Source organism: Marinobacter xiaoshiensis (genome assembly GCF_031631795.1).
In the GTDB taxonomy this organism is placed as follows: Bacteria; Pseudomonadota; Gammaproteobacteria; order Pseudomonadales; family Oleiphilaceae; genus Marinobacter; species Marinobacter xiaoshiensis.
Genome location: NZ_JAVMBO010000017.1, coordinates 267,851 through 284,713 on the forward strand (window position 1 = coordinate 267,851; position 16,863 = coordinate 284,713).

The 16,863-nt window shown below is 55.9% G+C and carries 13 protein-coding genes; 9 read left to right on the plus strand and 4 right to left on the minus strand.

The window, feature by feature from the left end; all coding sequences use genetic code 11:
* Window positions 1-40: 40 nt before the first annotated feature.
* Window positions 41-901, plus strand: a complete 861-nt coding sequence (locus RKA07_RS13060) for an endonuclease/exonuclease/phosphatase family protein (protein ID WP_200202253.1) — start codon at window positions 41-43, stop codon at window positions 899-901.
* Between the two features lie 75 nt (window positions 902-976).
* Here the strand turns inward: RKA07_RS13060 and rpmG are convergent, their stop codons facing one another.
* From rpmG to radC, 3 genes are all read right to left on the minus strand, one after another.
* On the minus strand, window positions 977-1,132 hold the full coding sequence (gene rpmG, locus RKA07_RS13065; RefSeq protein WP_071263342.1) for a 50S ribosomal protein L33: 156 nt from the start codon (window positions 1,130-1,132) through the stop codon (window positions 977-979).
* An 11-nt stretch (window positions 1,133-1,143) separates the two neighbouring features.
* Window positions 1,144-1,380: a 50S ribosomal protein L28 gene (gene rpmB / locus RKA07_RS13070; RefSeq protein ID WP_200202252.1), complete on the minus strand. Its 237-nt coding sequence runs from the start codon at window positions 1,378-1,380 to the stop codon at window positions 1,144-1,146.
* Window positions 1,381-1,598: 218 nt separating this feature from the next.
* The gene (gene radC, locus RKA07_RS13075; RefSeq protein WP_200202251.1) at window positions 1,599-2,273 is read right to left on the minus strand and encodes a RadC family protein; all 675 of its coding nucleotides are present in this window, start codon (window positions 2,271-2,273) and stop codon (window positions 1,599-1,601) included.
* Window positions 2,274-2,459: 186 nt separating this feature from the next.
* On the opposite strand from radC, the gene coaBC reads away from it, so the two are divergent.
* The 7 genes from coaBC to argA all read left to right on the plus strand — a co-directional run bounded on the left by coaBC (window position 2,460) and on the right by argA (window position 11,813).
* Window positions 2,460-3,659, plus strand: a complete 1,200-nt coding sequence (gene coaBC / locus RKA07_RS13080; protein ID WP_200369781.1) for a bifunctional phosphopantothenoylcysteine decarboxylase/phosphopantothenate--cysteine ligase CoaBC — start codon at window positions 2,460-2,462, stop codon at window positions 3,657-3,659.
* A 1-nt stretch (window position 3,660) separates the two neighbouring features.
* Window positions 3,661-4,122 (plus strand): dUTP diphosphatase, encoded by a 462-nt coding sequence (gene dut, locus RKA07_RS13085; protein WP_200202249.1) that lies wholly within the window; start codon window positions 3,661-3,663, stop codon window positions 4,120-4,122.
* A 91-nt stretch (window positions 4,123-4,213) separates the two neighbouring features.
* Window positions 4,214-6,865: a phosphomannomutase/phosphoglucomutase gene (locus RKA07_RS13090; RefSeq protein ID WP_310966508.1), complete on the plus strand. Its 2,652-nt coding sequence runs from the start codon at window positions 4,214-4,216 to the stop codon at window positions 6,863-6,865.
* A gap of 51 nt (window positions 6,866-6,916) precedes the next feature.
* Window positions 6,917-7,813: an acetylglutamate kinase gene (gene argB / locus RKA07_RS13095; RefSeq protein ID WP_200202247.1), complete on the plus strand. Its 897-nt coding sequence runs from the start codon at window positions 6,917-6,919 to the stop codon at window positions 7,811-7,813.
* 24 nt (window positions 7,814-7,837) lie between these two features.
* Complete coding sequence (locus tag RKA07_RS13100; protein ID WP_310966509.1) at window positions 7,838-9,091, plus strand: acetylornithine deacetylase; 1,254 nt, start codon at window positions 7,838-7,840, stop codon at window positions 9,089-9,091.
* Window positions 9,092-9,117: 26 nt separating this feature from the next.
* Window positions 9,118-10,314, plus strand: a complete 1,197-nt coding sequence (argE, locus tag RKA07_RS13105; RefSeq protein WP_200369778.1) for an acetylornithine deacetylase — start codon at window positions 9,118-9,120, stop codon at window positions 10,312-10,314.
* 191 nt (window positions 10,315-10,505) lie between these two features.
* Complete coding sequence (gene argA, locus RKA07_RS13110) at window positions 10,506-11,813, plus strand: amino-acid N-acetyltransferase (RefSeq protein WP_200202244.1); 1,308 nt, start codon at window positions 10,506-10,508, stop codon at window positions 11,811-11,813.
* Here argA and RKA07_RS13115 read toward each other — a convergent pair.
* A complete protein-coding gene (locus RKA07_RS13115; protein WP_310966510.1) occupies window positions 11,787-12,863 on the minus strand; it encodes an aminopeptidase in 1,077 nt (358 codons plus the stop codon). The genes argA and RKA07_RS13115 overlap by 27 nt on opposite strands.
* A gap of 189 nt (window positions 12,864-13,052) precedes the next feature.
* Here RKA07_RS13115 and RKA07_RS13120 point away from each other — a divergent pair, with 189 nt between their 5' ends.
* Entirely contained in the window at window positions 13,053-16,832 is a 3,780-nt protein-coding gene (locus RKA07_RS13120) for a DUF1631 family protein (RefSeq protein ID WP_310966511.1), read from the plus strand.
* Window positions 16,833-16,863 lie beyond the last annotated feature (31 nt).

The window sequence follows — 16,863 nt, forward strand, 5'->3', positions numbered from 1 at the left end:
GCGTTAGGGTTGGCAAACGGAGCAAGACAGCAGATATATCATGTATAAACGCTTCAGAAAGCAGCTCGATGGTATTATCAGTGCCCGGGGTGAGCCGAAAGGTTCAAACTCGGGCCTTGAGCACGTACCCCTGTTTGAGCCTCAGCGCCACCTTCGGCTGCTCACATTTAACATTCAGGTGGGCATCAGTACGTCGTCCTATCGCCACTACCTGACCAGAAGCTGGCAGCACTTTCTGCCCCATCGTAACCGTATCCAGAATCTGGACCGCATAGCCTCGCTACTGAGCAACTACGATGTAATAGCGTTGCAGGAGTGTGATGGAGGAAGTCTGCGCAGTGGGCACATTAATCAGGTTCAGTACCTTGCCGAAGCGGCGGGCATTCCATACTGGCATCAGCAGTTAAACCGTAATCTGGGGCAGATTGCCCAGCACAGTAATGGTTTGCTCAGCAGGTTCCGGCCTCTGGATGTAAAAGAATACAAGTTGCCAGGGCGGCTTCCCGGAAGGGGGGCCATTGTTGCCCGCTATGGCACCGAAGAAGACCCGCTGGTGTTGGTGATGATGCACCTTGCTTTGAGCAAGTCAGCGCAGCAGCGACAGTTGGGTTTTATCAGTGAGCTGATTTCAAAGTACCGGCATGTGGTGCTGATGGGGGATATGAACGCTCATGCAGAGCAGTTGTTGACTCAAACACCCTTGAAAGACACGGATCTGATCCCTCTGCCGGACAGCGCCCACAGTTTCCCGAGCTGGCGGCCTGAGAAGGCGCTCGATCATATTCTGGTGAGCCCGAGCTTGCAGATAAGGAATTCGGAAGTGGTGAGCTATCCCATGTCGGATCACTTGCCGATTGCCATGGATATAGCGTTACCCGATGGGTATCTGGAAAAGTTCTGAAGAGATTTTCTGAAAACTGGCCACAAAAAAACCCGACAAATTTGTCGGGTTTTTTTGTGGATACCAGATCAGGAATTACTTGATCTTGGCTTCCTTGTACGCAACGTGCTTACGGACAACCGGATCGTACTTTTTGATCTCGATTTTTTCCGGGGTGTTACGCTTGTTTTTCATGGTCGTGTAGAAGTGACCAGTGCCTGCTGATGAAACCAGCTTGATTTTTTCGCGCATGATGCAGCTCCTTATACTTTCTCGCCGCGGGCACGAAGATCGGCCAATACAGCGTCAATACCTTTTTTATCGATGATGCGCATACCTTTGGTAGACGTGCGCAGCCGAACGAAACGCTTTTCAGACTCAACCCAAAAGCGCTTGCTTTGCAGGTTAGGCAGAAAACGACGACGGGTGTGGTTCATCGCGTGAGAAACATTGTTACCGGAAACCGGACGCTTACCGGTTACCTGACAAACTCTGGACATACTTGCCTCCGACCTGAGCAATGGTCTTAATAAATACGAATTCGATTTTAATTGCGTCTCTGGTTGCCGAGGAGTGATTAGGCTCCTGTTTGCGCCCCTGAACTGAACGCTGCTCGCCAGACGCCGCCAGAAAGGGACGCTTTTATACCAGAACCAGCATCCCAACGCAAAAAATTGTTGGGAATTTGGCCAGTTTTCGCACATTCGCCTGTGACGGCTTACATCAATCCACGTTCTGCGAGGGATATTACCTCACCGTGACCGATCACCATATGGTCAAGAACCCTGATATCCACCAATCCGAGTGCTTCTTTCAGGCGCTTGGTCAGGGAGATGTCTGCCTGACTGGGTTCGGCTACTCCGGAAGGGTGATTATGGGCGAAAATAACCGCCGCTGCATTATCTTCCAGCGCTTGTCGCACCACTTCTCTCGGATACACGGCTGCGCCGTCAATAGTGCCTCTGAACAGCTCCCTGTATTGAATGACCCGGTGCCGGTTGTCCAGAAAAAGACCTGCAAATACTTCGTGGGGGTAAGTCCCCAGCCGACTGGTGAGAAAGCGTCGGGTGTCTTCTGGTGATCGAAGAGGGTCGCCTTGGCGTAGTGGCTCGTCCATTACGCGCCTGGCCATTTCCATGGCGGCTTGAACCTGTGCATATTTTGCGGTCCCCAGCCCTTTCACGCCACAGAACTGCCGCCTTGAGGCTGTCAGCAATCCACGCAGGCCGGAAAATTCCTGCAAAAGGGCGCGCGAGAGCTCCATAACCGGCATGCCGGTGGTGCCGGTGCGTAGAAAAATGGCCAGCAGTTCTGCGTCAGACAGGCTTTCGGGGCCGTGGGCGAGCAGTCGTTCACGGGGGCGCTCATCCATAGGCCATGCGGGGTTGGTCATGTTTGCTTCCTTGCGAATCGCTTTGGGGATTTTTGAGGGATTTAGCGCGTCCTGCGCATTCCAGTTACGAAGACTACTTCAAAAAGTAACAAATGGTAAACGAGGGGGCTGCCTTGCAGGCTGTCGGTATCCGCTGGGCATGCTATCTTATAAGCCTTTCATATTAAGCGGATACGGAGCCTTATGATGGCCGTCAGAAAAATTCTGCTGGGTATTACCGGTGGTATTGCAGCCTATAAAAGTGCCGAGCTTGTGCGCTTGCTGAAAAAGGCGGGCTATGAGGTAAGGGTTATCATGACGCGAGGCGCAGAAGCCTTCGTAACCCCTCTGACCTTTCAGGCGCTCAGTGGCGAGCCGGTGCGTACCTCTTTGCTTGATCCTGAGGCCGAAGCAGGCATGGGGCACATAGAGTTAGCCAAATGGGCTGATCAAGTGGTCATTGCGCCTGCTTCTGCAGATTTTGTTGCGCGGCTGGCCCAGGGCATGGCCGACGATCTTCTGACCACTGTTTGCTGCGCAACTGAGGCGCCCATCGCGGTAGCGCCTGCCATGAATCAGGCCATGTGGGGCAATGAGCGTACCCAGCGCAACATACGTTTGCTGGAGTGTGATCTGCAAATTTCTCTCTGGGGGCCGGCCCAGGGTGAGCAGGCCTGTGGTGACAATGGGCCGGGGCGTATGCTTGAGGCTGCGGAGATCGCGGCCCTGATCATGAATAAGCATTCCGGAGCTGGAGAGCTTGCGGGCAGGCGTGTCGTAATTACCGCCGGCCCGACCCGTGAGCCTATAGATCCTGTGCGCTATATCACCAACCACAGTTCTGGCAAGATGGGCTATGCGCTGGCTGTTGCGGCACGGGATGCGGGCGCCAGTGTTGTTCTGGTGAGTGGGCCGGTCAATTTGCCGGTTCCTGTGGGCATTGAAGTGCGCCCTGTTGTTACAGCCGAAGATATGCTGAAAGCGTCTATGGACGCAGTTGATGAAGGCTGTGACCTGTTTATTGCGACGGCTGCCGTAGCAGACTATCGGCCCGAGAATCGTGCTGACGACAAGATCAAAAAGTCCAGTGAGTCCATGGCGCTGCCCCTGGTGCGCAACCCTGATACGCTGGCTACCATTGCCGGGCGCCCCGATGCGCCCTTTACTGTGGGCTTTGCAGCTGAAACCACCGACGTGGCCAGCTACGCCAAGGACAAAATGCAACGCAAGAAGTTGCACATGATTGTCGCCAATGATGTCTCTGTTCCCGGCCTGGGCTTCAATAGCGACAATAACGCCGTCACGGTGTTCTGGCCGGATGGGCAGGAGGCGATAGGGCCAGACACCAAGAAAGCGATTGCATCGCGCCTCGTAGCGCTGATTGGCGAACATCTGAAGCAGGAATAACATGAGCAAAAAGAATTTACAGGTACGCATTCTTGATGATCGGATTGGCAACCAGATTGCCTTCCCCGAGTACGCCACCGAAGGATCGGCTGGGTTGGATCTGCGGGCTTGCCTTGATGAGCCCCTGACTCTGAATCCCGGGGATACCCAGCTCATCCGAACCGGGCTGTCCATTTATATTGCAGATCCGTCTCTGGCGGCCATGATTCTGCCCCGAAGCGGGCTGGGTCACAAACACGGCATTGTGCTGGGCAATCTGGTGGGGCTGATCGATTCCGACTACCAGGGCGAATTGATGGTGTCTTGCTGGAACCGCGGCAAAACTGCTTTCACGGTTGAAGTGGGCGAGCGGATTGCTCAGCTGGTGCTGGTGCCGGTAATTCAGGCGGATTTTGAAGTGGTTTCCGAGTTTGATGCCAGCGTCCGGGGCGAGGGTGGTTTCGGCTCTACAGGAACCCGCTAGCCTTTAGCCTTAGCGCAGAAACCCGCTGTGGCGTCTATACTTTGCCGACAAGTGCTTGTCCAGGACAAAAAAGATAATTGCAGGATGAACTATGAAACTGGGTAAGAAGAAAGTGACTGAGGCGTCCGTTGATGAGCAACCGACAGCCAAAGCAGAAAAAAAGCCGAAAACCCGGGCTTCCGCAAGCTCTAAAATGATCCATCTGGGACAGACGGCGATCAAGCAGGCGCTGGTTGTTTTGGTGGCAGGCATTGCTGCAGTGGCTCTTGTTTATGTTCTGGTATTGCAGCCGGCATCGGAAGAGCGTTATCTCGCCTTGAAGGCCACTGAGGCAGATGCTGCGGCTCAGCGCATCAGTCAGTACCTTGCGTTCATGCAGCAGAGCGTGAATGGCTTGGCAACCCAGCCTCATGTTGTGGATGCCTTGATGGACCGCGCAGATCCCGGCATGGTCCAGCAAAGGTTAGCGACTGCCTTACCCGGAGTGCAGGCAGCGTATCTGTTCCCATACCGTCAGATTCCCAGGACTGGCGATGCAAATGGATTGCTTGGTTTTGCGGGGCTGGAGCTGGCCCGTCGCGCGGAGAACGCTCAGCTTCTGCACCCGGACGCGTTTCCCCGTGAAAATCGCTGGTATGTCCAGATGGCCGTTCCGGTTCGCAATCCCTCCAGCAAGGCAGTTGTGGGTAGCCTCCTGCTGGTATTCGACGCATCCCAGTTTCAGCCACTACTCTCTGTTAACAGCACACAGCTTGGTGGCGAGTTAGCCTTGGTGCAGACAGTCTCCGGAACATCCCGCACGTTCGTCAGTAACGGCGGTGCTGGAGGAAATGCAAGCACAGCTGAAACCCGTACGCTCGCCAATCCGGACTGGACTCTGCGCTATACACCGAACGCTTTGCCTGAGCCCCCCATCAATATCTTGTGGGTTGCGCTGTTGATGGGTGTGCCTACCCTGATAGCCGCCATACTGGTTTGGGTATTGCTGATCAGCGCCCAGAAGAGTTTGCGCCACGAGGTGGCCAACCTCATTCAGTGGGCTCACAAGGTGTTCGGTGGCGAACGACAGAAGCTGCCCAGCTTTCAGTGGGACATGGTGGCCTCCGCAGCCGAGGTGCTTTACAGGCTTTCCCAGGTTATAGAAAAACGCCTGGCGAAGGCGGCCGAGACAGCAAAACCCAAGCCCGCCAAGGCTGCCGGGCTGGCTGATGCAGGCGATGCTGAACCCCTGTTTCAGGACAAAGACATACCGGATATCGATATGTTGGACGGTGATGAAGACGTTCTGGGTTTTGGCAGCGGCTCGAGTGACAGCTCATTCTTTGCTGGCGGAGACATGCCAGATGTTGAAGAGATGGATGAGCCAGTGGTTGAGATGTCGCCGGATATTTTTCGGGCCTACGACATCCGAGGCATTGTTGGCGAGACGCTTTCTCCCTCTGTCGTTCTGCAAATTGGTGTGGCCATAGGCTCAGAGGCGATCAGCCGTGGCCTGGCATCCTTGTGCATAGGCTACGATGGTCGCCACTCCAGCCCCGGGCTGGCCGATGCGCTGGCTCGTGGTGTTATGGCATCCGGCTGTAATGTTATCCACGTGGGAGCGGTGCCAACGCCCGTGCTGTATTTTGCGACGCATCATCTTGAGAATGGGTCAGGGGTTATGGTGACAGGTAGCCATAACCCGGCCAACTACAACGGCCTCAAGATCATGCTGGGCGGTGAAACCCTCTCTGGCGATGCTATCAAAGCCCTGTACCAGCGGGTAAAGACCGGTGATCTGGCCGCTGGCCAGGGCTCCCAGTCAACTGAAGATGTGCGCAGGGCCTATCTTGATCGAATTGTGGGTGATATTGCCGTGGCCGCGCCGCTCAAGGTTGTGGTCGATGCCGGCAATGGCATTGCCGGCGAACTGGGCCCCATGCTGATTGAAGAACTGGGCTGCGAAGTTATTCCGATGTACTGCGAGGTTGACGGCGACTTCCCGAATCACCACCCGGACCCGGGCAAGCCTGCCAATCTGGCGGATCTGATCGAAAGGGTGAAAGCCGAGGGCGCAGATCTTGGTGTCGCCTTTGATGGCGATGGCGACCGGCTGGGCCTGGTAACCAATACCGGCAAGATTATCTGGCCGGATCGTTTGCTGATGCTCTTTGCCCGTGATGTGGTGTCACGAAATCCTGGTGCAGATGTGATTTACGATGTGAAGTGTAGCCGACGGCTTGCCGGTGTGATTTCGGAAGCGGGTGGGCGTCCCATCATGTGGAAAACCGGCCATTCGCTGATGAAGGCAAAGATGAAGGAAACGGGCGCTTTGCTGGCAGGTGAGATGAGCGGCCATATTTTCTTCGCTGAGCGCTGGTACGGCTTTGATGACGGGCTATATGCAGCGGCCAGGTTGCTGGAAATATTGGGCATTGAAGACCGGCACAGTGACGAAGTGTTTGAAGACTTCCCTGAGGATATAAGCACGCCAGAGCTTAATGTTGAAGTCACCGAAAGCAGCAAGTTCACCATAATGGAGCAACTTGGTGCAGAGGGTGATTTTGGCGACGGTAACATCAGCAAGATTGATGGCATTCGTGTGGATTACGCCGATGGCTGGGGCTTGTGTCGTGCCTCCAATACCACACCCATGCTGGTACTTCGCTTTGAAGCTGAAACGGAAGAGGCTCTGGAGCGCATAAAAGATATTTTCCGGGCCCAGCTCCAGAAAGCAGCACCAGAACTTGTGGCTGACTTCTGACAACAGCTCTGTGGGAATCCTATTTTCATTCTGAATTATTAAGGCAAAATGATGACGCTGGATCGTGAAACAGCAATGCAGGTGGCTACCGTTCTTAGCCGTGGATTACCGTACATTCAACGGTTCACCGGGAAAACCGTGGTTATCAAGTACGGCGGCAACGCCATGGAAAACGAGGAGCTGAAAAGCAGCTTTGCTCGTGATGTGGTGCTCATGAAGCTTGTGGGCATCAACCCGATTGTTGTTCATGGTGGTGGCCCCCAGATTGGCGAGCTGCTGCAGCGCCTCAATATCCAGTCCCGCTTTGTGAATGGCATGCGAGTGACGGATGCCGCCACCATGGATGTGGTGGAAATGGTACTGGGCGGCCAGGTGAACAAGGAGATTGTGTCCTTGATCAACGCTCAGGGTGGCACAGCCATAGGTCTCACAGGAAAAGACGCCAACCTCATTCGCGCACGCAAGCTGGAAGTGGTTGATCGCTCACCGGAGTTGGAGCGCGCCGAGATTATCGACATCGGACGTGTTGGCGAGGTGGCCAGCATCAACGTGGACGTGATTGACATGCTCACCCGCAGTAACGTGATTCCGGTGATTGCGCCCATTGGTGTAGGGCCGGATGGCACCTCTTACAACATCAACGCAGATCTGGTGGCGGGCAAGGTCGCAGAAGCCATGAAGGCTGAAAAGCTCATGCTTCTGACTAACGTGTCCGGGCTCAAGAGCAAGGAAGATAAGGTGCTCACCGGGTTAACGGCACAGCAAGTGAACGACCTGATTGAAGACGGCACCATTCACGGGGGCATGCTGCCGAAAATTCGATGCGCCTTGAGTGCGGTGGAGAACGGTGTACGCACCTCTCATATCATTGATGGCCGCGTGGCCCACGCATGCCTCCTGGAAATCTTCACCGATGAGGGTGTTGGCACCCTGATATCACGTAACTGATCGCGTCGCCTGAGGACTTTCCGGATGAAACGTCTGCTCACAACACTGATACTGGCAGCCCTGATTGGTTTTGCCGTATTCAAGGCCGGGGTCTGGTGGCTGGCGGACCAGCGCATGGCAGAAGCACGACAGGCGCTTGGCGTCAGCGGCGTTCTGGAGCGGGGAAAAATAGGCTCCGGCGTAGAAGGTCGACTGGTATTTACCGGGGCGTCCTGGCAGGGGTTTGAGTTGACTCAGCCTCTGGTTATCGGCCGTGCAGAATTTGAAGCCGGGTCTCCTGTGGCTCTGCTCCAGGCACTGGTGGACCCTGCCCGGTTGCCGGCCAGCTGGTCTTTGCAGGCCGAAGGGCTGGCGCTGGTACTTGAAGCAACCATGTTCCGCAATTGGGTAACGGAAGACGGTGCCGGTGGTCGTGAGCAGGCAGTCCTGTTTGCACTGCCCTGCGCGCCAGACCCGCGTCAGCATCTTGGTAGTGGCGATTTGTTACGCATGGGCATCACCCGCTTGTCTGGTGAGTTAGTGCTGAAGCAGACACCTGAGCGGCTTCACCTTGAGCTGAACTCGGCCAATACCGGTAGCCTTGAACTTGACTGGCCGGGCGCCCGCATCAATCTGGTATCGCCAGAAGCAACTTTGACGAGCTCGCCTCAGCCCTTGGACGTTACCATCAGAGATGGTGGGCTCATGCGCCGGGTGGCTGCCTACTGTGCTCGGGAATCCGGCTTGGGAATCTCTCAGTGGGCGGGTCGTGCACTGGAAACATTCGAAACCGGTTTGAACGCACGTGGTTGGCGCCCCAGCGAGCAGTTGCTTGCGTTGTATCAGCAGTGGTTGCTTGAAGGTGGGGAAATAACCGCGTCTGTGCAGCTGAACTCCGAAGCCCTTGGTATTCCGGTGCGGGCAGAGGATGAACCTGCTGATGGCACCCTGGCTTGGGCTGTAGAATACAATGGCGCCAAGGTGCCGGATGTGTTTCTCCGCAAGGTAGAGCCCGTCGTGCCTGAAATTCCCAAGGAGGCGCTTGAGCCGCTTGTACCTCGTGAGAATCCGGAGGTTGTCAGCTGGCACGCAGAAGATCTTGAAACAGCGCCTGCATGGGTTGGCCGTAAAGTGAGGGTGACGCTCTCAAACGGGAATCTGGTGCAAGGCCGTCTGGCAAGCGTCAGCGAACAGGAACTGGAAGTTGCTCGTGAAGTCGCTGGAGGCGAGGTGGCCTACCCGATCGTTATGCGTGCGATTGCAGGGTTTGAGGTCTGGCGACGCGGCCAGTCACAATAACGCTCCAGCCGGGGCGAGGAGACACAATGCCGCAGTTTGGCGACGATAACGACGGTCGTAAAGCGATCAACAGGGCCGATTCGGTTCCGGGCGTGCGTGACATGCTGACCACGCTGGTTTCGCTGCCGTCGATCAGCAGTGCATCGGCGGAGTGGGATCACAGCAACGAGCCAGTGGTACGGCGACTGGGAGAGTGGCTGGAGGCTCTGGGTTTTGCCGTTGAGCTTCTGGCGGTGCCCGACATGCCCGGCAAGTACAACCTGATTGCAACGCTGGGCAGTGGCTCTGGCGGATTGGTGCTTGCCGGTCACACGGATACCGTGCCGTTTGATGACCAGCGTTGGCAAAGCGACCCTTTCACGCTGACCGAGCGGGACAACCGCTGGTATGGCCTGGGCACTTGTGACATGAAGGGCTTTTTCCCGCTGGCGATTGAAGCCGCCAAAGCCTTTACTGCCGCCGACCTGAAACAACCCCTGATTATCCTCGCGACAGCAGACGAAGAAACCTCCATGAATGGCGCCAGAGCGCTCGCTGAGGCTGGCAAGCCGAAAGCCCGCTATGCGGTTATTGGAGAGCCTACCAGCCTCAGGCCTGTGCGTATGCACAAGGGCATCATGATGGAGCGGCTGACGTTTGAGGGCCAGTCGGGCCATTCTTCTGACCCCAGCCTGGGTCGCAATGCGCTGGAAGGTATGCACGAAGCTCTTGGTGAACTTCTGGCTCTGCGCACCGATTGGCAGGCGCAGTACCGCAACCCGAATTTCGAGGTGCAGGTGCCAACTCTCAACCTTGGCTGCATCCACGGTGGCGATAATCCGAACCGTATTTGTGCCCGCTGCGAGCTGCATTTTGACCTGCGCCCGCTGCCCGGTATGAGCATGGAAAACCTGCGTCAGGATATTCTGCACAGGCTTAGGCCGCTGGCTGAGCGGCGCGAATTAACGATGGAGTTTGAACCGCTGTTTGATGGCGTGCCACCGTTTGAGACGCCCGCAGATGCGGCACTGGTGAAAGCCTGTGAAGCGTTAACCGGCCATACTGCCCATGCTGTCGCCTTTGCCACCGAAGCGCCCTGGCTGCAAAAGCTTGGTATGGAAACCCTGGTTCTTGGCCCGGGTTCTATCGATCAGGCGCATCAGCCCGACGAGTTTATAGAAATGTCACAGCTGGAGCCCACGGTGAAAATCCTCCAGGGGCTCATCCGGCAGTTTTGCCTTTAAACTGTCAGGCACGTAAATGTAAGACCTTGAGCGCTGCCGATGGCTCCCTCCAAAACCGTGGAGCGCCAGGGATGGCGCGACCGAGCCCTACAGGGACGTATTTACGGGCGTGTTTTGGAGGGAGCCATCGGCAGTGCTCTTGCTCCACAGTCTCCGGCGCGCGTATCAATGTATGAACGGGAGAACACCACTTGAAACCAAACGACTGGCTGCATTCATTTCGCCATTCATCGCCTTATATCAACGCGCACCGCGGCCGAACGGTGGTGCTGACCATACCTGGTGATGCATTTGAGCACGAAAATTTCATTAACATCATTCATGACATCACACTGCTTGCCAGCTTGGGTGTGCGCCTGATTGTTGCTTACGGCGCCCGCCCGCAGATACAGAAACGCCTGGATGAAGCTGGTCTGGAATCGTCTTTTTCCCGCAGTCTTCGCATTACTCCCGAAAACCATTTGCCTCTGGTAATGGAAGCAACGGGTGGTTTACGTGCACATCTTGAAAGCCAGCTGTCCATGGGGTTGGTGAATTCGCCCATGCACAATGCCCGCATTCGGGTCAGTAGTGGCAATTTTGTCACGGCAAAGCCGGTTGGGGTGCTGGATGGCATCGATTTCGGTTACACCGGCAAGGTGCGTCGCGTTGACGTGGCAGGTATCGAAAAGCTGCTGGAGCAGGGGCACATCATTTTGCTTCCGCCAATGGGTTATTCGCCAACCGGAGATGCCTTCAACCTGTCCTATGAAGATGTGGGTAGTCAAGTGGCTGCGGCGCTTCAGGTGGAAAAGCTGATCGTCTTTATCGACGACCAGGGCCTGCTTGAGCAGGACGGCTCCCTGATTCGCGAACTCCCGGCCCGGCAGGCGCCGGAGCGGTTGGCGGATGGCACGGTCACCGGGCATGACGCAGATCTGTTGCGCGCCGCCTGCGATGCCTGTGTGAAGGGCGTGCGGCGGGCACATTTCATCAGCTACGTGAACGATGGCGCCTTGCTTGAGGAATTATTCACCCGGGATGGCACAGGTACGTTGGTCAGCGGCGATCACTATGAGCAGATTCGTCAGGCTCGAGCTGAGGATATCGGCGGCATTCTGGGGCTGATTGAGCCACTGGAAGAACAGGGCATCCTGGTGCGGCGCTCTCGGGAAATGCTGGAGACAGATATTGAGCATTATGTAGTCGCAGAGCGTGACGGCACCATTGTCGGTTGTGCCGCCCTGCACAATTACCCTGAAGATGGTGCGGGAGAGCTCTCCTGTTTCGCCGTAGATTCCGCCTATCGGCGGGCTGGCAGAGGCGACGATATATTGCTGATGGTGGAAAAACACGCCCGTAGCCAAGGCATCCAGAAACTGTTTGTGCTTACCACACAAACCGAGCACTGGTTCCGCGAGCGCGGATTCCTGCCCAGCACGGTTCAGGCATTACCTGGGCCAAAGCTTGCGGCCTACAACACACAGCGCAATTCAAAAGTGTTTTTCAAACCGCTCTGACAGCACTTCCAGTGACTGCTGGCGTTGAGTATCAGGCTTTTCGGAGAGAGTCTCTACGGCGTCGTAAAATGTCGGGAAGTCGTAGCCAGACTGCTTTAGCAGCTGCCTAAAGGCCGGTACGTGCTGGTTGTACTGGGAAAAAAGAGCAATCCTGGCATTGTTGAAGGCAACCGGAGGGTGGCCGAACGGGCCAATATTATTTCCTGATCTATTGGCTAGCAGCTGTTCATAGCTCGTATTAAGCTGATCAAAGAGGCGTTGTTTACGCTCTCGCAAACGGTTCTCCGTAAGCACACCCTGCCGTTGATAGAGCTGTTCAAGTTCAGCACTCGTTGCGGCTACCAGAGCGTGGGTGCTGTTGCGCAGCTCAAGCTGTTCCAGTGCCTGGATGAAGGCGGCCGGATCGCCTCTTTGATCCAGCCAGAGCCTCAGGCCCTCCAGCTCAACTGCGGTGGCAAAACTTTCATTGAAGGCGGTGTCCCCTTTGATATAGATCACCTGGTGAGCCAGCTCGTGGAACATCAAGGCCACCATGCGGTCATCTGCAAGGCTGGTAAAACCGGAGTGCAAGGGGTCGTCAAACCAGCCCAGTGTGGAATAGGCAGTTACTCCGCCAATGAAAGTGTCGTAGCCATTAGTGCGGTAGGTTTGCTCTTCTTTGCGGGCATCTTCCAGGTGAAAGTAGCCGCGGTAGGCTTGGCAGCCCAATACCGGATAGCACCATTGGTGAGGCTGAAGCGAAAACTCAGGCACTGCCACAAGATTGACTACAACCCAGGGGTGTTCCAGAACGACATAGTTGGTGAAAGCGTCTCCGGGCGAGAGCCCCAGCCGGTCACTCGCAAACAGCAGAGCCTGGCGAGAGAGCATAAGTTTGTCACGGAGCTCAGGGGGCGTGTCTTCACTGGCAATAAGGGTGTCGACTGGTTTACCAGCTATAGTTAAAGCCAGGTGGCCGTGAATGGCCTGAGTGTAATAGCTGATGGTCGAGCAGCCACTCAGCAGTGTTACCAGTAGTAAAACTGTATAGATCTGACTAAGCTGTTTCATAGAATCAGGATGTTATGGTTTGGCGGTATATGTGTCCGTCACAGATCGCTATAGTACACTTATAGTATTGGTTATAAGCATCAGCATTTTTTGTATAACAGCAGGTGGCAAAGGCCACTTTTCAGGGACGTTAGTCGCTGGCAGGCTGAACACCCAGCCCCTCCGACTTTACGCAATGTCAGGTAGTTCATGGATCCGAGAGAACGTCGAAGCAGCCCTCGTAAACCTATCAAGCTTGCTGCCCAGATTGATCTGGGTACGGGTGAGACATGGCCGTGTCAGATTGCGGACTTTTGCCCGGAAGGCCTTTTTGTCCGTTATTCCGGTGAGACATCCCGCAAGCTCGATCGGGCGTTTGCTGCCTCGAGTCGCCCCGAACTGACTGTGCGATTTCGCGACCCGGATGGCAAACGCCGGCATGAGGTTCACGTGAGTGTGGCCAGGCGTATTGATGGAGCCATGGGCGTGAGTTTTACCCGCGACAACCCGGAAGCCGTAGCGTCTATGCTGCAGCAATGTGGCGGTTCTGATAGTCAGGAGCGGGCTTCACTACGCGCGCCGAGTGAGCGAGTCCAGTTTGTCCTGCACCAGTCTGCGCGGGCGGTTATCCAGCACATAGAACCGCTTATGGATGCCTGCTTTGTGCAAATGGCCGATACCCTGAAAGCAGCGGCGCAGAAAGCGACGAACGACCAGCAAGCCAACGAGTTAATGGACTTTTCCGGTCAGGTTAAGGCTCGGCAACGGGTTATCTGGCATCAGATGGCTCGCAGTCTGGAATCACCACTTAAACCGGCGCCTAAAGGCTTTCCGGGCTCCGAACTCTCTGTTGTGGACAAAGGCGAGTTTGAAGACTGGCTGACCATCCGGGTAATGGTGACAAAGGCCGACACCCAGTATCGCAAGGATCTTCTGCAGCTAAAGCTTCGTTTGGACAAGTTGGGCATTGCCAATGCGACCGGGCACCACAATCCTCTCGGTCCGTCACTTGTGTGTGAATCTTTTCATGCCGGGCTGACCCAGCTCAAGGCCTCCAGAGAAGTAGAGAAAATTTGTCTGAAGGTGTTCGAGCAGTCAGTCCTGCACCACCTTGGCCCGCTCTACAAGGAACTGAACAATATTCTGATTCGTCATGGCGTGCTGCCGGAGCTTGATCTCAGCAAGTACCTGAGTGAGCAAGCCGCCAGTAGTCCAGCGGACAGGCCAGCCGCGGAGCAGAGCCAGCCAGAGCCCGCACAGATGGAAGCAGCGCGCAACACTACGCCGCAGAATGATCAGGCTCAGCCCGGAGCAGAGCCGCCCGTGCCCCGCGGAGCAAGCGTCGGGAAATCGCGATTGGGCAGTGAATTCCGGGGCTATGCCCAAGCTGCTCAAACCGCCTTTGCGACTGTGCGAAACCTTCTGGGAACACTTGCAGCAACTCGGGCAAAAAGTGGTGGCACCGAGCAAACGCCTTTTCCCGTCAACGCCAAGCCTGTGTCTACCGGCGAACTGCAGCGTGAACTTCAACAGCTGCAGGCGGAGCCGGTTGAGGCTGCGACTAATGTGGTCCCTTTGCGGGAACGGGTAGTGGAAAAAGTCCGCGAGATGGGCGGCAAAAAGCTGGACGATGAACAGCAAAGCACGCTGGATGTTGTCGACCGTTTTTTCCACTCGGTAACCGAGAGCCCGAAGCTCAGCGAATACGCCCAGCAGCGAATGCGCCAGCTACAGGTACCGGTTTTGAAAGTGGTGATGCGCGACCCTGCTTTTTTTGATGACAAAAACAGCCCGGTTCGAGGCGTGATGAACCGACTGGCCCAGTTGGGTGTCAAGGGTGGTCGTCTGAACCCGGTGGTGCAACGCAAGGTTGATGAGCTTGTCCAGCGTATTACTACCGAGTTCGAACAGGATACCGGCGTTTTTGAGAACACAGTACAAGAGCTTGATGGCTTGATCGACCGCCAGAATCTGGTCTATCGGCGCAACGTTGAGCGGGTAACCGCCGCAGCCGAAGGCGCCCAGAAAGTGGCGGAATCGAAAGTGGCCGTAGCGGAAGTGTTGAACCAGAAGCTGGCGGGCCGGAAGGTGCCGAAAGCGGTGCTTAGTCTCCTGGACGGCGGTTGGCGGGACCTTTTGTCACTGACCTGGATTCGCCAGGGTGCAGACAGCCAGATCTGGGAGGATTACCTTGCAGTTGTTGACTCCCTGCTGGCGTTTTCAGAAGACCACGACTCTGCCATAAACCTGCCTGAATTGCTCCGGGTTATTCAGGATGGATTGGCGTCTATTTCCAGTAACCACATGCCATCATCCCAGATACGTGATGAGCTGAAACAGTTTTTGGTGCGTCGTCCAGAGAGCCCGCCGGAAATGGTGGAAGTTCCCAAAGCACAACCTGCCAAAGACCTCAAAAAGGCACTGTCTGAGCGCGAACAGCGCAGTCTGCAGCGCTGGATCAATCGTGCTCAGAGGCTGCGGACGGGTGATTGGCTTCGGGATCAGGAAAAGCCTGACGAGCCTCAGTATATCCGCCTGGTTTGGGTGGCTCGTGGGTTCACCCGCTTTGTTTTCGTGAATCACCAGGGCATGCGGGTAGTGGAACTGGAGCTGGAAGCCTTGGCACGCCAGATGCGCAAAGGCGTTATCGTACCTGATAGCCAATACGAACGGCCCTTGGTGGATGAAAGCATCGACCGAATGGTGCGTAAGGTCTATGACCAGTTGTCCTGGGCCTCAACCCACGACGAGCTGACAGGCTTGCTTGGCCGCCGTGAATTTGAGCGCATGCTTGATCAACAGTTGGCCAGGCGTGAAGATGAACGCTCCTTGGTCAGACTGGATTTGCGCAAGTTCCGCTTGCTGAATGACACCGCCGGCTATCAGGCGGGTGACGATGCGCTCAAACGGGTGGCCGATTTGTTGCGAGAGCATGTGGGGGACGGAATGCCCCTGGCAAGGCTCGCGGGGAACGAGTTTGGCATGCTTGTGCCAGCGGAAAGCGCTGACGATGCGGCCCGTAATCTCATTCTGGCTGTTGAAGCGGCTGAGTTTGTCTACGGCGAACGTCGCTATCAGTTGTCTGCCAGTATTGGTGTTGTGCCTGAATTACCAGGCCTGGTTAGCGCCGAGCGCTGGCTGAGAGCATCCGAGCAAGCTTTAGCCAGCGCAAGAGAGAAAGGTCTTGGCAAGGTGTCAGAGTATTCTCTGGATGCTGGCGATCAGGCGCGGCAGGAACAGATCGCGGCCAAAGTGGCCAGCCTTGGCGATCTCGATGAAGAGCGCATGCTGTTGCGATGCCAGAAAATTATTCCGTTGCACAGCCGTACCAGAATGGCGGCACAGTATGAAGTACTGATCAGCATGTACGATGACGCCGGAGTACTGATTACCGGGCGTGATTTTGTGCGCATGGCAGAGCGGTATGATCGCATGCAAGCAGTAGATCGCTGGGTGGTAGGGCACATGCTGGACTGGCTGCGGGTACAGGCGCCAGACCCCCGCCACCTTGGTGGAGTGTGTATCAACCTCTCGGGTTATTCACTGAACGACCAGTCGCTGCTTGAGCATATCTATGAAAAGCTGAGTGAAAAAGACGCGCCCATTGAGCGTCTCTGGTTTGAAGTTACCGAAGCCTCGGCAATCAATGATGTGCAGGCGGTGGCGGACTTTATTATCGAGATGAAGGAGCTTGGTTGCAGGTTCTGTCTCGGAAACTTCGGCAGTGGGCCCAGCTCGTTCGAGTTCATGCGCTCGCTCCCGGTGGATTTGATAAAGATAGACAGCGCGTTCACCGGCCAGCTCAGCACCAGTGAAACAGATCGCGCCATGGTGCAGTCCATGGTGGATATGGCGCATTATATGGATCGGGAAGTGATTGCCAGCCAGGTTGAATCCCGCGACGTTCTGGATACACTGAGGCAGTTGGGCGTGGATTACGCTCAGGGATTTGTGATTGAGAAGCCCCGTTCGCTCGATAGCCTTGCCTGACGCCTTCACGGCGCACACGCAACATTCACCA

Coding starts and splice junctions, on each gene's coding strand:
- RKA07_RS13060 (WP_200202253.1), top strand. CDS start 41: ATGTATAAACGCTTCAGAAAGCAGCTCGATGGTATTATCAGTGCCCGG.
- rpmG (WP_071263342.1), bottom strand. CDS start 1,132: ATGCGCGAAAAAATCAAGCTGGTTTCATCAGCAGGCACTGGTCACTTC.
- rpmB (WP_200202252.1), bottom strand. CDS start 1,380: ATGTCCAGAGTTTGTCAGGTAACCGGTAAGCGTCCGGTTTCCGGTAAC.
- radC (WP_200202251.1), bottom strand. CDS start 2,273: ATGACCAACCCCGCATGGCCTATGGATGAGCGCCCCCGTGAACGACTG.
- coaBC (WP_200369781.1), top strand. CDS start 2,460: ATGGCCGTCAGAAAAATTCTGCTGGGTATTACCGGTGGTATTGCAGCC.
- dut (WP_200202249.1), top strand. CDS start 3,661: ATGAGCAAAAAGAATTTACAGGTACGCATTCTTGATGATCGGATTGGC.
- RKA07_RS13090 (WP_310966508.1), top strand. CDS start 4,214: ATGAAACTGGGTAAGAAGAAAGTGACTGAGGCGTCCGTTGATGAGCAA.
- argB (WP_200202247.1), top strand. CDS start 6,917: ATGACGCTGGATCGTGAAACAGCAATGCAGGTGGCTACCGTTCTTAGC.
- RKA07_RS13100 (WP_310966509.1), top strand. CDS start 7,838: ATGAAACGTCTGCTCACAACACTGATACTGGCAGCCCTGATTGGTTTT.
- argE (WP_200369778.1), top strand. CDS start 9,118: ATGCCGCAGTTTGGCGACGATAACGACGGTCGTAAAGCGATCAACAGG.
- RKA07_RS13115 (WP_310966510.1), bottom strand. CDS start 12,863: ATGAAACAGCTTAGTCAGATCTATACAGTTTTACTACTGGTAACACTG.
- RKA07_RS13120 (WP_310966511.1), top strand. CDS start 13,053: ATGGATCCGAGAGAACGTCGAAGCAGCCCTCGTAAACCTATCAAGCTT.